We start from the raw sequence: 13,180 nt of genomic DNA, 5'->3' as shown, positions 1-13,180 counted from the left end.
CGGCATCCGCTTTTTTTTTACCGTTCAGGCCGCCTGCGGGAAACGCACCGTCACCTGCAATCCCCTTCCAGCCTCGCCGTCGGCCAGCGCGATATCGGCCTGGTGGTGCTCGGCGATGTGGCGCACGATGGACAGGCCCAGGCCGCAGCCCCAGGCGTCGTTGCCGTCGGGACGGAAGAAGCGGTCGAACAGGCGCGCATGGTGCTGGCGCGGCACGCCGGGGCCGTTGTCGGACACGCGCAGCAAGGGCCTGCCCTCTTCCACTGCCGCCAGCAAGTCGACCCGGCCGCCCTGCTGCGTGTAACGCAAGGCATTGTCGATCAAGTTGTTCAGCAACACTTGCAAGCCGTCGGGATCGGCCTGCACCAGCACCCTGGCGGGCAGCGCTTCCACCACGCCCAGGTCGATGGCGCGGCTGTCGGCCAGCGCGCTATGGTCGCCCACGGCCGCTTCCAGCAATTGTCCCAGGTCCACCGTGTGCAGTTGGCTGACCGTGAGCGCCGTTTCATGGCGCGCCAGGCTCAGCAACTGGCGCACCAGGTGCGTGCTGCGGTCCAGCCGTTCGTGCAGCCGCGCCAGCGCCACGCGCCGTTCTTCCTCGCTGCCGGCCCGTTCGGCCACCTGCAGCTGCAGTTTCAGCGCCGTCAGCGGCGAACGCAATTCATGCGCGGCATCGGCGACAAAGGTGCGCTGCGCCGTCAGCGCCGCCTCGAACTGCCCCATCAGGCTGTTGAGCGCCAGCGCCACGGGCCGCAGTTCGGGCGGCATGTCGTCGGCCGCCAGCGGCGTCAGCGCGTCCGGCGAACGGCCCGCCACGGACTCGGCCAGCCGGTGCAGCGGCGCCAGCGCGCGTCCCACGACAGCGACGATCAGCAGCGCCAGGATCAGCGCGAACACCAGCAGGGGCGCGCCGGCCCGCATCGTCATCCGCCAGGCCAGCTGGTCGCGCACGGCCTGCGCCTGCGCCACCTGCACGTAGCGGCCGCGCCGGGTTTCGCCGTACAGGCGCCAATCCTCGCCGTGCAGCTCGACATCGGCGAAACCGGCCAGCGCATAGCGCGGCAGTGCCGGCTGCTCCTGCAGGACGGGCAAGGGCTGGCCATCCTCGTCCCACGCCTGCAGCACGAACGCTTCTTCCGGCTCTTGCGCGGCGGCCAGTCCCTCCTGCGGCTCGAACTCGTCGGGCAAGGCCACGGCCAGCTGGCGCAGCTGCAAGTCGGCCAGCTCATTGGTTTCTTCCAGCAACGAACGGAACAACGAAATGCCGGCGCCCAGCACGCACAGCAGGGTGGCGGCCAGCAAACCGAGCAATAATTGGCGGCGGATGGTCAGCAAGATGCTACCCGCATCTTGTAACCAACGCCGCGCACGGTCTGGATGCAATCCGCACCGAGCTTCTTGCGCAGCTGGTACACGTACACGTCGACGGTATTGCTTTCCACTTCGCTATCCCAGCCGTACAGCTTTTCGCTCAGCTGGCGCTTCGACACCACCTTGCCCGGATGGTCGAGCAAGGCGCGCAGCACGGAAAACTCGCGCGGCGGCAGCTTGATCAGCTCGCCTTCGAACGTGACGTCGTGGCTGGCCAGGTCGAGGATCAGCGCGCCATGCTCGATGACGGAGCGCGAACGGCTGACGCGGCGGCGCAGCAGCGCGCGGATGCGCGCCAGCAGCTCGTCGAGGTCGAACGGCTTGACCAGGTAATCGTCGGCGCCGCTGTCGAGCCCTTCCACGCGGGCCGGCGTGCCGTCGCGCGCCGTGATGATCAGCACGGGCAACTCGGCGCCCCGCGCGCGCATGGCGCGCAGCACGTCCATGCCCTCCTTGCCGGGCAAGCCCAGGTCCAGCAGCATCAAATCGTAGGCGAAGCCGGCCAGCGCCAGCTCCGCATCGTGGCCATCGCGCACCCAGTCCACGGCATAGCACTCGCCGCGCAAGCCCTCGACCAGGCTTTCCCCGATCATCGGATCGTCTTCCACCAGCAACACGCGCACGCGGGCCTCTCAAAGTCTTGAAAAAGCCACCATCTTACCTTGACTGGCGCCGCGCCGCAGGGGCTGCCGCGGTAGCCTTACTTGGACCCGGACCCGCGGAAAGGCGGGATATTGCCTTCTTGCGGATACAGCGCCACGCCTGTCGCAAGCGGTGCCGCCGCAGCGAGCGCCTTGCCGGGCTGGGCCGCTTGCGATACGGGCAGAACGGCCAGCAGGGATACCGCGCCAACACAGAAAATAGCCTTGATTTTCATATCATTCCTTCAAAGGTTGCATAGAAAAATATCGGATCAATACATTGTTTCGTATATTGATAAACAGGCAATGCCAGTCCAAGATAGCTACATGCCGGCAACAAGTCAATCTCCGCAGCAACTGAATTGCTCCCGTGTCCGCCCATGCCAGGCATGGCGTGAATTCGCGATACCGTGACTATGTGCGCATTTGGCGCGTTTTTTATGCGGTATATTTTCCTTCCCTCCACGCATCTGGAAAGGCATGCCATGTCCAGTTCCACCCAAGATACCGTCATCGTCAAGGCGGCGATTTATCCGCCCATCGGCATTGCCCGCGTGGGCAACAGCCCCAGCGAATACTTTATGGGACCGGAGGTGCCGGAACCGGCGCCGCGGCCGGCCGGCTATTACCGCGATGCGTCCGGGGCCATCAAGCGCCAGGCGGCGGGCTTTCGCATCTACGGCTTGAACGCCGCCGGCGTGGCGGTGGCCGAGTTGAACGCCAGCAATGCCGACATCGAATGGTCCGTCACGCTGGCCAACACCAAGGCGGCGTGGTACCAGTTCCAGATCGCGCTCGACATTCCCGAGGCGAATGCCACCCAGCCCTCGTTCCTGCGCAACATGGCCGTCACCGACCGCGCGCAACTGTCCATCACGCCGGGCGAGCGCAAGATCGGCGGCAGCGAACAGCCGGCCGTCGCCTTCGACAGCGGCCGCTTCATGGGCACGCCCGTCTACCTGGGCGAGTTGCGCACGGACGCCATGGGACGGCTGATCGTGCTGGGCGGCCATGGCAAGTCCGCCTCGTGGAATGGCGCGCGCGCCATCACCTTCGCCAACAACGAAGGCTGGCATGACGACACGGCCGACGGCCCCGTCTGCGCCACGGTGCACTACCAAGGCCAGGCCTTGCCCGTCGACATGGCCTGGGTGGTCGTCGCGCCGCCCGACTACGCGCCGCAGCAAAAGTCGGTGCGCACCATGTGGGACTTGATGCGCGACCTGTTTGTTTCCGAAGACAAAATTACCGCGCCTGCCGTTCCCTCGTTCCAGGACGACATCCGTCCCATTTTCGAGCGCCTGTCCAACCTGCAATGGGTCAACGCCGGCTTCGCGGCCGCCTTCGGCTGGGATGGCAGCACGCCGTTCAGCCGCGACGAATGGATGGCGCGCCTGGCCAGCCCGTCCGAAAACCGCAAGGAGTGGCGCAACGTCATCTATAACCAGTTCCGCCAGTTCGAGCGCGACGCCTGGGCGCCATCGCCGTGGCCGTGGCTGTATGGCGACGCGATGGCCATCCCGCCGGCAGACACGCCGCGCCAGAACTGCGCGCTGAGCAATTTGCAGTTGCGCTTCCTCAAGCAATGGGCCGACGGCAAGTTCACGGACGACTACGCACCCGGCAAGACGCCGCCGCAAAGCCTGGCCGACGTGGAAGTGGCGCAGCAACCGGACACCCTGCTGCGCGCGGCCATGGAATTCTGCCTGGCCGACGCGTTCCACCCCGGCTGCGAAATGACCTGGCCCATGCGCCAGGCCAGCATGTACAGCGCGCCGTTCCGCCTGGCGCACCGGCCTCCCGGCTGGGTGGAGCCGGATTACGGTGCCGTATTGACGCCGGACAATATCGGCAGCCCCTGCTCGGCGCAGATCGCCGGCGGCGTCACGCGCTGGATGGCCGTGCCTTGGCAAACGGACACGGCCAGCTGCCGCTCCGGCTACCAATCCGACTACGATCCCTATGTGCCGACCTTCTGGCCCGCGCGCGTGCCGAACCAGGTGATGAGCAAGCTCGCCTACGACACGGTGATGAACCGGGAAGCCCCCACCGACGACCGCCTGGCCGCCTTCGCCCGGCGCGCCGCGTGGATACGTCCGCTGGGCAACATCAACTATGAAGAGCAAATCAACAACATGATCGCCGACCTAGCGCAAGTGGGCGTGGTCGAGGTGCGCCCCGGCCCCACGGACGTGAGCGGCTTCCCCGCCTTCCTGCAGGTGGAAAACCTGCCGCAAGCGATCGCCGGCAAGCATACATTGCGTGCCGCGGCGCCCATACCGGACGAGTTTGTCGACGTCGACCTGGAAGGCACGGAAAAAGCGCGGCATCTGCAGCGGCACCGCTCGTGACGGTGCTGCAGGCCGACGTGCTCGTCGTCGGTGCCGGTCCGGCCGGCGCCACGGCCGCCCTGAACCTGGCGGGGCGGCACCGGGTCTTGCTGGTCGACCGGCTGGCCGCGCCGCTGGCGCGCATCGGTGAATCGCTGCCGCCCGCCGCCGCGCGCCTGCTGCAAGACATGGGCTTGCTCGACGCCTTCCTGCGCCAGGGCCATGCGCCCTACCACGGCAACCGCGCGTGGTGGAACGGCGCCTGGGCGGAACACCACTTCCTCAGCGACCCCGATGGCCACGGCTGGCACCTGGCGCGCGGCACCTTCGACCTGTGGCTGCGCGACGAGGCGCGCCAACGCGGCGCCGCCCTGCTGGCCTCGGCCAGGGTCGCGGACATCGCGCCGGACGATGGCGGCTGGAGAGTACGGCTGGAAACGCAGCACGGCCCGTGCGACGCGGCGGCGCGCATCGTCATCGACGCCACGGGACGCAGCGCCCGGCTGGCCCGCAAAGCGGGCGCGCAGCGCCGGCACAGCGACCGGCTGATATCGATATGGCAATACGGACATGAACGCACGCCCTCCGCGCGGGGCTTTGCCCACATCGAGGCGTGCGAATACGGCTGGTGGTACAGCGCGCCCCTGCCCGGCCAGCGCCGCGTGCTGGCCCTGCATACGGATGCAGACTTGCTCGGCAACACCGCCCTGCGCGATGCCGGCTGGCTGGAAGCGGCGGCGCGGCGCTTGCCGGCCACGCGGGAATTGCTGGAGCAGCAAGGCTACGGGGCAGATACACCGGCCCTGGCCACGCCCGCCCATACGGCCGCCCTGGACGCCGCCGCAGGACCAGGCTGGTTCGCCGCCGGCGACGCGGCCCTGAGCTTCGACCCGCTGTCGTCGCAAGGCATCTTCAACGCCCTCTACACGGGCCTGGCCGCCGCCGAAGCGGCCGACCGCACGCTGCAGGGCGACGCCACGGCTTGCCAGCAATACAATGCGGAACTGGCGGCCATCGGCGCGGCATACGGACGCCACCTGGCATACTGTTACGGCCAGGAAACACGCTGGCCGTCGGCGCCATTCTGGAGCCGGCGCCGGCCGCTCGCGGCCCGCTGACCCGCCGGCCCGCAAAAAAATCGCCGCGCCGCCGTGCTGCCACGCGCTGCCGCTATGGCTGCATGGCCAGCGCCCCGATCACCAGCGCGCGCATGCCCAGGTCGAACTCGGCCTCGATGAGCGCATCGTCCTCTGCTTCCCAGGCGTCGCCGGCCGGCGCATACACGGTGTCGGCCAGGGCCACGCAGTGGAAGGCCACGGTCGACAGCAGCCAGCGGGCGCGCTCCCTGGGCAGCCGGTAGCTGTCCGCCACTTGCGCCTGGTGGGCGTCGATCCGGGCCAGCATGGCCGGCGTCGTCGCTTTTCTGCGCAGCAGGTACGGCGCCAGCCCCGGATGCGACTTGACCAGCGCGCGCAGCGAGGCGCTGAAACGCAGCAGGTAGCCCTCCAGGTCGTCGTTGCCCGTCGCCGGCAGTTTCCATCGAACAAAAATTTCCTCGGCCACCAGCAGCTTGAGCGCCGCCAGGTTCTCCACATGCTTGTACAACGCCACATGGCTGACGCCGAGCAAGGTGGCGACACCAGTGAACGTCATGGCGGGCAGGCCCAGCGCCATGCCGGCGTCGGCGATGCGTTCGCGCGTGATGCTGGGGGGACGCCCGGGGCGGGGCGAAGTGCTTGCAATAGTCATCGTTATGGTCCGTGGCGGCAGCTGCGTTGTCGGTTTCAGTTAATTAGTTTAGCATGATGAAACTAATTACCCAATACCAAGGAGTACTTACCATGGCAACACCAGTAGAACAGCAATTCAACGGTCCCTTGCGCAATGCCGAGCATGACCGCAGCCTGCATGACGTCACGGCCGCCGTCGTCGCCATCGCGCATCCCGTTCCCAGCGTGTTGCGCGTCACGGCCCGCCTGGACCGTTCCGGCGACGATCCCCAATGGGCGTTGCCCAACGTGGCCTTCCGCATCCACCTCGACGGACCAGCGTATGGCGGCGCGTCGCGCATCTACACCGTGCGCAGCTTTGACGCGCAGGCAGGCGCGTTTACCTTCGATATCGTGCGGCATGCACACGCGAGTCCGATGATGCACTGGGGTAACAACCTGCGCGTGGGCGAGGTCTTCCGCCTGACGGGGCCGCGCCCGCAGTTCGTCGTTCCTGCCGGTGCCGAAAAGAAAATCGCCCTCTTCCTCGACGAAACGGGCATACCCGCGCTGTACGCCATGCTGCAGCAGTGGCCCGCCGGCGCGAGCGGCATCGGATGGGTGGTGACGGATGATGCGGCCGCCTTTGCCGAGCTGCCCACCGTGCCGGGCCTGGCGTTGCAACGCCTCGGCACGGCCCACGTGGCGCCGGACGGGCCGCTGGCGGCCCAGGCCAGGGCCTTGCAATATCCGCACGATTACGCGATCTGGGGCGCGGGCGAGCGCGATGAAATGCGCGCCATCCGCCAGCATTTTCGCGTCGACGCCGGCCTGTCCAAGGAACAGGTGCTGGTGGCAGGCTACTGGAAACGGGGCGTCAGCAACACGGACATCGATCTGCGCCGCCGGCAAAATTTCGAGCAGCTGATCGCCGATGGCGGCACCTTGGCCGACTTCGACGACCTGGCCGTCGAAGTGTGAGCAGCGCCGGTCGCGGCGCGCGCTAGCGGGCGGCGAAGTCGAAGCGCCACGCGTCCTGGCTGCGGTGCAAGGTAACGTCCACTTCGGTCACCGAGACCGGCATTGCATACTGCGTCATGTCCTGGAAACTCTCCAGGCTGTAGGTCTGGCCCGCTGCCGGCCGCATGGCCACGACGAAATACAGGCTGGGCAGGTATTCGAAACCGACCGTCATGTTGACATCGACATCGGGCATGGTCGCGACCGGCCGGTCGTTCACGTACCAGTTGCAGCTGAATGGGATGAATGGGCTGGTCTCGTTCATGACGCCGCATTGTGCCGGCGTCAGCTTCGATTGCGCCAGCGAGGCGGCGGCCGGCTGCAGCAGCGGCGACAAGCCATGCGGGCTCACGGCCGACAGCAGCTGGCCCGGCGCGATGACCTGGCGGCCCGAGACGATCTTGTTCCCGGTGATGCCGAAACTGTTCACGTCGGTCGAGATCCTGTCCTCGTAGTGGAACGATTCGGTGGCGCCGGCCGACCCCGTCAACACCTGCCAGGCATGGCTGCGGTAATGGCCCTGCGGGTTGTGCAGCTTCAGGAAAACCAGCACGGAGTTGCCTAGCAAATCGTCTGTTTCCACGTTGTAGCGGACGTTGAATTGAATGCCCATCGCTTGCTCCCTGCCTGGAATCTGCACGAACTCAGGAAAGACAGCGCCGGAGGACGAGTCCACGATTTCCTCCGGCGCCGGTTGTCACTGCCCCTGCCCTGGCTGATGCAGGGCGTGAGCACGCTATTCGCGAACGATTACTGCGCCAGGTAGCGTTCCGAACGGGGACCGTACAGCAAGCCATTCGGCACGCCGGCCGACAGCATGCGCGCGTTTGCCGTGCCGGCGAGCGGATGGCTGGCATCGGTGCTGGTGTTGATGATCTGCTTGACGGCCGCCGTCACCAGTGCGCCGATCAAGCCGCCGCCACCGCTGTTGTTGCCTTCGTTGCTCGACGCGCTGGCCGCGCCCTGCCACAGCAAGGCGCCCGTCTTCAGGTCGACCAGCTTGGCATCGACCGACACCACCGTCACGCTGTCGATCACGGCGTAAGTGGTGCCGTACTTGGAGATCGTCACGTACAGGCCCGCATCGGCGCCAAAGATCTCGTTGAGCTTTTTCGCATCGACGCCGTGGATATCGGCGGCGTTCGTCAAGCCGTTCTGCTTGAAGGTTTCACCGACCACGGCCACCGGCAGCACATAGTAGCCCGCTTCGGCCAGCGGATACGTCACTTGCGCGTAGACGCTGTTGCCGGCATTGACTTCCGGCGAGTTGTTCAACGGCGGCAAGACCACGATGGAGCGGGGCTTGGCCGCCTTGAAGGCGGTGTAATCGTAGGCCGCCTGCTTGGTGGCGCAACCGACCATGAAGATGGCGGGACCCAGGCACAAGGCCATTTTCAACATGCGCGACATCATAATTTCTCGCCTTTTTTCATTTTACCCAACAGGAAGTCCATGTACGGCGTCGATTCCGGGAACAGTTTTTTCTCGTCTTCGAACTGCGCTTCGACTTGCTCCGGTTTGCCAGCGATCGAGTACAGCATGCCCAGGTGGGCATGGAAACCCGGCGGCGCGTGGTTGCCCTTCGCGCCGATCACTTGCAAGTCTTTTTCCATGGCGGCGATCTGCTGTTCCGGGCTTTCACCCTTCAGGTATTCGTACACTTGCGGCTGGTAGCCTTCCCATTGGTACAGGGTCTTCGATTGCGTGGCGCAACCGGTCAGGGCGGCACAGGCGAGCAGCGCCAGCAGGGCTGCGCCCTTGTTCATCATTGTTTTCATGGGATACCTTATTGTTTGCGCATTGCGCCCGCTTCGACACCAGCCACCAGGCGCTCGACCGCTTCGCGCATTGCCAGGTCCAGCACCTTGCCGTTGAGGGTGGCGTCATAGCTGGCTGTGCCGCCAAAACCCAGCACTTCGCGGTTCGACAGGCTGTATTCACCGGCGCCGGCGGCCGAAAACACGACTTCCGACGTAGCGATGTTGACGACGTTCAAGGTGACCTTGGCATATGCCACTTGCGTCTTGCCGCGGCCCATGATGCCGAACAATTGCTTGTCGCCAACTTCCTTGCGGCCGAATTCGGTCACGTCGCCCGTGACGACGAAATCCGCGCCCTTGATATTCTGGCCCTGCTTCTTGAACTCGGCTTCCTGCTTGAGTTCCGCCATGTTGTCGCGGTCGAGCACATTGAAACGGTTGGACGTCTGCAGGTGCGCAATCAGGATCGTTTTCGACTGGCTGCCCAGGCGGTCGACGCCATCGGAAAAGATGCCGCGCATGAAGTTCGAGCGGTTGTCGAATTTGCCGACAGCGATCAGGGTGCGTGGACCAACGTAGGGACGGGCTGCGCTGGCAACCGTGGGGACAGCCAAAGCTTGCGAGGATTCGGAAGCGCAACCAGCCAACGCCGCGCCAATCAGCGCTGCAATCAACAACGCGCCGGGTTTATTCTTGTTCATAGTGCCCTTATGATATGGAGGATCAGGAGCAACCTGCGAAATTGATTTTTGGCAAGTTAATTTCCTAATGGCAATTATATGGTATTGCATGTCTCACAATTCTCTCCAAAAGTAACGATGGCAAGGATTGCATGATTGCCGGCGCTACTCAGGCGCGGCCCTGCTTGACTTCCTGGGGCCGATTCATTAACTTAGTAGTAAAAAAGCGCGCCGTCAGCGCCCTGTGCCACTGTCCCTCTCGGACTTCGCCCGCCGGCCCGCCCCACTCCGGCGCCAACTCCACGTTTTCCACCTGGACGGGTCTCCTGGCCATGCCGATACACGATCATTCCCCGGCCCATCCGCTGGCCACGGCGCTGGCGCTCTCGCTGGGCGCGGCCGTCGCCCTGGGCCTGTCGCGCTTTTCCTATGGCTTGCTGCTGCCGCCCATGCGCGCCGACCTGGGCTGGTCCTACCTGCTGGCAGGGGCCATGAACACCTTCAATGCGCTCGGCTATTTTCTCGGCGCCCTGGCCACGCCGGCCCTGATGCGCCGCCTGGGCGTGTGGCGCTTGCTGATCGTCGGTTCCGTGCTGGCCAGCATCTTCATGCTGATGTCGGGCCTCGTCAGCGATACGGCCACCCTGTTCCTGCAGCGCGTGTGCGCGGGCGTGGCAAGCGCCTTCATCTTCATCGCCGGCGGCGTGCTGGCGGCGCGGCTCGGCTCCATACACAGCCAGCGCGCCGGCTTCTACATCGGCCTGTATTACGGCGGCACGGGATTCGGCATCGCGCTGTCGGCCCTGCTGGTGCCGGCCGCATTGGCGTCCGCCCAGCAGCACGGCGCCGCTCATGCCTGGCAATGGCCGTGGCTGGCACTGGGCATCGCCTGCCTGCTCGCCACCGCCGTCATGGCCTTGCCGGCAAAAGCCATCGGCGAAGCGCCGCGTGCCGTCGACACGCCGCGGCGCTTCGCCTGGCGCGACTTTTCCCCCAGCCTGGCCGGCTACTTCATGTTCGGCGTCGGCTACATCGGCTACATGACCTTCGTCATCGCCCTGCTCAAGCAGCAAGGCATGCCGCCCACCTTGATCACGGTGTTCTACACGGTATTGGGCCTGGCGGTGGTGGCGTCGTCGCGCATCTGGGCGCGCATGCTGGACCGTTACAAGGGCGGCGAATCGCTGGCGATATTGAATGGCGTGCTGGGCGCGGCGACCATCCTGCCCGCGCTGACGAGCTTTGTCCCCGTCGTGTTCCTCTCCGGACTCGTCTTCGGCGCCGTGTTCCTGTCGGTCGTGGCGTCGACCACGGCCCTGGTGCGGCATAACCTGCCGCAACAATCCTGGACGGCCGGCATCAGCGCCTACACGACGGTATTCGCGCTGGGCCAGATCGTCGGCCCCATCGTTGTCGGCTGGATCGCCGACGGCCCGGCCGGCCTGGAACGGGGCTTGATCGCCTCGGCCATCGCCCTCTTCATCGGCGCGGCGCTGGCCGCACGGCAAAAGGCGCTGGCGGCGGGTGCGTAAGCGACTGTCTCGCACATGCATTGGCCCCGCTTATTGCGGTTTGGCATACTTTGCGACGCCGGTTACATCGAACAGTACACAACGCTGGTTTCCAACTACCCAGGCGTCGTGCCCTGGTGGCATATAGAAGACGTCACCCGGGCCATATTCCATTTCGGCGCCATCATTCATCCTTACCACCATCCGTCCCTCAAGGACCATGCCGGTATGAGCTGCCTGGCACGAATCGGTTCCTGCAATCGGTTTTACGTGCAGACTCCAACGCCAGCCAGGCTCAAATTCGCCGCGCCCCATGGTCTGTTCGCCAAGCGTAAAGACAGCCATCCGGCCGGCTCCGTCCTTGAATGGGCGGACTTCGTCCGGCTTATCCAAGGATTTCTTTTCTAACATCGCACTCATGACCCGCCCCTCCTTTGGAATTTCTGGAAGTATTAAATTTCCGAATTGGAATAACTGACACAATATAAAAATCACATCATTTTCCAATATAGTTTAATAATGGAAATTTACAAGCAGAGCACCTGCCGCACTTACCTCAAATGCGGAGACGGATCGTACAATTGAAACTTCCGGGCCAATGCTTCAACATCCATTTACACTGCAGGCATAGCCCACCTTCGCGGAAAGAAAACGATGAACACCGATGCACGAAAAATCCCGGCAACGATGGATGCGGAAACGCTGGAATTCATCCAGGGCCTGTTCGCCCTGGTGCGCGAAGGTGATACGCAGCAACTGGGCGCCATGGTGGCTCAGGGCGTGCCAGTGAACTTTCGCAATGAAAAAGGCGACAGCCTGATCATGCTGGCCAGCTACCATGGCCACCTGGAAACGTCGCGCCTGCTGCTCGCAGCGGGCGCCGACGCCAACGTCCCCAACGACCAGGGCCAGACGCCGCTGGCCGGCGTCGCCTACAAGGGTTACCTGGACATCGCCGAACTGCTGCTCCGGCACGGCGCCAAGGTGGAAGGCAGCAGTCCGGATGGCAAGACCCCCTTGATGATGGCCGCCATGTTCAACCGCCTAGCCATTCTCGACCTGCTGCTGCAACACGGCGCCCGCATCGATGCCGTGGACAGCCGGGGCATGACCGCCGCCTCGCTGGCCAAGAGCATGAATGCGCAGGAAACCCTGGGCCGCCTGGCCAGCTTGGGACAGACGGCATAGCCGACGCTGCCGAATGAGTGACTATTCCCATTTGATAGTCAATGAGATGGCTAAGCGCTTGATTTTTCAGTGTCTTCCAAACCATTCAGTTACCGATACCCTCAAAAATACCCTCACCAGCAAAATCCGCTATTGCCGGTTTGTCGCGACAACGCGTTCATCTCAGCACAGCAGCAATCAAAGCGCACGATAAATTTAAGGATACGCCGATCTTCAGCGCCGCGCTGTCACCCTGTCATTAACGCCATATCAAGCCCGCTATAGCGACAGAGACGAGGCAATGGGACGAGCTTATCTGTCTGCCGCTTTTACCCTGTCCCACACTACCGCCGCTTTTCACGTCTCAAGCAAGACAGTCAGTCGGGCCGTATCGGCAATTAATAAAGCGCAACTTGCCGCAAATAGAGATGACTAAAGCGGAGATCATGTACAAATGGCGGACCTGACCCTGGCCCTGTGTGCTTAAAAACCCCATAAATACATGACTTACAAGACAGTTTGAGGACATCTATACTTAACTTGGGTGGATTGGTATCTGATCCCACCCCTTGTACCGATTACGTTTCTAAATATCGCCTTCCCTAATTTTCAAAACAAAAGAATGTAGCAACTCATATTCATCATCCGTTTTTGCATAACGTTCCAAAGCAGGAATTAGGTAATACAACAACAATTCAATATTTTCTCCTTTAATAGGAAGCTTCTCCTCCATGACCTTTATAAAGACCTTAAATGACATAATAGACAAGAAAATATCATAAACTTTCCCATTAGCAAAAGGAATTTTTTTTAGATAATGTTTTGCCAAACGAATCTGATCCCCCCTGCGCCATGACAAATGCGGAATTATTTGCAAGGCCTTCCAATAATCAGGATTCTCCACAGAATAATTCAACAACAACCAATCTACCGCCTCGTCAGTTGGAATTTTTCTAAGATTGGCAATTTCATTTTTCACATCATTACCCAT

The 13,180-nt window shown here is 63.3% G+C and carries 15 protein-coding genes; 5 read left to right on the top strand and 10 right to left on the bottom strand.

Annotation, left to right across the window (positions count from 1 at the left end; translation table 11 throughout):
* Positions 1 to 24 precede the first annotated feature (24 nt).
* The 3 genes from O3299_RS04965 to O3299_RS04955 form a co-directional block, all read right to left on the bottom strand.
* Entirely contained in the window at positions 25 to 1,335 is a 1,311-nt protein-coding gene (locus tag O3299_RS04965) for an ATP-binding protein (protein ID WP_305061625.1), read from the bottom strand.
* Positions 1,329 to 1,994, bottom strand: a complete 666-nt coding sequence (locus O3299_RS04960) for a response regulator transcription factor (protein ID WP_289909527.1) — start codon at positions 1,992 to 1,994, stop codon at positions 1,329 to 1,331. The genes O3299_RS04965 and O3299_RS04960 overlap by 7 nt, the downstream gene beginning before the upstream one ends.
* A 77-nt stretch (positions 1,995 to 2,071) precedes the next feature.
* Positions 2,072 to 2,248, bottom strand: a complete 177-nt coding sequence (locus O3299_RS04955) for a hypothetical protein (RefSeq protein WP_305061624.1) — start codon at positions 2,246 to 2,248, stop codon at positions 2,072 to 2,074.
* Positions 2,249 to 2,497: 249 nt separating this feature from the next.
* On the opposite strand from O3299_RS04955, the gene O3299_RS04950 reads away from it, so the two are divergent.
* Positions 2,498 to 4,363: a LodA/GoxA family CTQ-dependent oxidase gene (locus O3299_RS04950; RefSeq protein ID WP_305061623.1), complete on the top strand. Its 1,866-nt coding sequence runs from the start codon at positions 2,498 to 2,500 to the stop codon at positions 4,361 to 4,363.
* Positions 4,360 to 5,460, top strand: coding sequence for a tryptophan 7-halogenase (locus O3299_RS04945; protein ID WP_305051672.1), 1,101 nt, complete (start codon positions 4,360 to 4,362; stop codon positions 5,458 to 5,460). The genes O3299_RS04950 and O3299_RS04945 overlap by 4 nt, the downstream gene beginning before the upstream one ends.
* 52 nt (positions 5,461 to 5,512) lie before the next feature.
* Here O3299_RS04945 and O3299_RS04940 read toward each other — a convergent pair whose 3' ends face one another.
* Positions 5,513 to 6,091 (bottom strand): TetR/AcrR family transcriptional regulator, encoded by a 579-nt coding sequence (locus O3299_RS04940; protein WP_305051671.1) that lies wholly within the window; start codon positions 6,089 to 6,091, stop codon positions 5,513 to 5,515.
* A gap of 92 nt (positions 6,092 to 6,183) precedes the next feature.
* Here O3299_RS04940 and O3299_RS04935 point away from each other — a divergent pair, with 92 nt between their 5' ends.
* Entirely contained in the window at positions 6,184 to 7,032 is an 849-nt protein-coding gene (locus O3299_RS04935; protein ID WP_305061622.1) for a siderophore-interacting protein, read from the top strand.
* Between the two features lie 22 nt (positions 7,033 to 7,054).
* Here the strand turns inward: O3299_RS04935 and O3299_RS04930 are convergent, their stop codons facing one another.
* From O3299_RS04930 to O3299_RS04915, 4 genes are all read right to left on the bottom strand, one after another.
* The gene (locus O3299_RS04930; protein ID WP_305061621.1) at positions 7,055 to 7,747 is read right to left on the bottom strand and encodes a hypothetical protein; all 693 of its coding nucleotides are present in this window, start codon (positions 7,745 to 7,747) and stop codon (positions 7,055 to 7,057) included.
* A 74-nt stretch (positions 7,748 to 7,821) separates the two neighbouring features.
* Positions 7,822 to 8,484 carry a DUF799 domain-containing protein gene (locus O3299_RS04925; protein WP_099393391.1) on the bottom strand — a complete coding sequence of 221 codons (663 nt, stop codon included), beginning with the start codon at positions 8,482 to 8,484 and terminating at the stop codon, positions 7,822 to 7,824.
* Positions 8,481 to 8,849 (bottom strand): DUF4810 domain-containing protein, encoded by a 369-nt coding sequence (locus O3299_RS04920; protein ID WP_231958215.1) that lies wholly within the window; start codon positions 8,847 to 8,849, stop codon positions 8,481 to 8,483. Before O3299_RS04920 ends, O3299_RS04925 begins: the two co-directional genes overlap by 4 nt.
* Positions 8,850 to 8,857: 8 nt before the next feature.
* A complete protein-coding gene (locus tag O3299_RS04915; protein WP_077403418.1) occupies positions 8,858 to 9,532 on the bottom strand; it encodes a CsgG/HfaB family protein in 675 nt (224 codons plus the stop codon).
* Positions 9,533 to 9,843: 311 nt separating this feature from the next.
* Here O3299_RS04915 and O3299_RS04910 point away from each other — a divergent pair, with 311 nt between their 5' ends.
* Positions 9,844 to 11,043, top strand: a complete 1,200-nt coding sequence (locus O3299_RS04910; RefSeq protein WP_305051668.1) for a YbfB/YjiJ family MFS transporter — start codon at positions 9,844 to 9,846, stop codon at positions 11,041 to 11,043.
* A gap of 30 nt (positions 11,044 to 11,073) precedes the next feature.
* On the opposite strand, the gene O3299_RS04905 is transcribed toward O3299_RS04910, so the two are convergent.
* Positions 11,074 to 11,442 carry a cupin domain-containing protein gene (locus O3299_RS04905; RefSeq protein WP_215409092.1) on the bottom strand — a complete coding sequence of 123 codons (369 nt, stop codon included), beginning with the start codon at positions 11,440 to 11,442 and terminating at the stop codon, positions 11,074 to 11,076.
* Between the two features lie 234 nt (positions 11,443 to 11,676).
* On the opposite strand from O3299_RS04905, the gene O3299_RS04900 reads away from it, so the two are divergent.
* Positions 11,677 to 12,210: an ankyrin repeat domain-containing protein gene (locus tag O3299_RS04900; protein ID WP_305051667.1), complete on the top strand. Its 534-nt coding sequence runs from the start codon at positions 11,677 to 11,679 to the stop codon at positions 12,208 to 12,210.
* A 565-nt stretch (positions 12,211 to 12,775) separates the two neighbouring features.
* Here O3299_RS04900 and O3299_RS04895 read toward each other — a convergent pair.
* Entirely contained in the window at positions 12,776 to 13,180 is a 405-nt protein-coding gene (locus tag O3299_RS04895) for a hypothetical protein (RefSeq protein ID WP_251349107.1), read from the bottom strand.

The organism is Janthinobacterium sp. SUN176 (assembly GCF_030587335.1).
Taxonomy (GTDB): Bacteria; Pseudomonadota; Gammaproteobacteria; order Burkholderiales; family Burkholderiaceae_D; genus Janthinobacterium; species Janthinobacterium kumbetense.
This window is presented reverse-complemented; position numbering and strand designations above follow the sequence as displayed.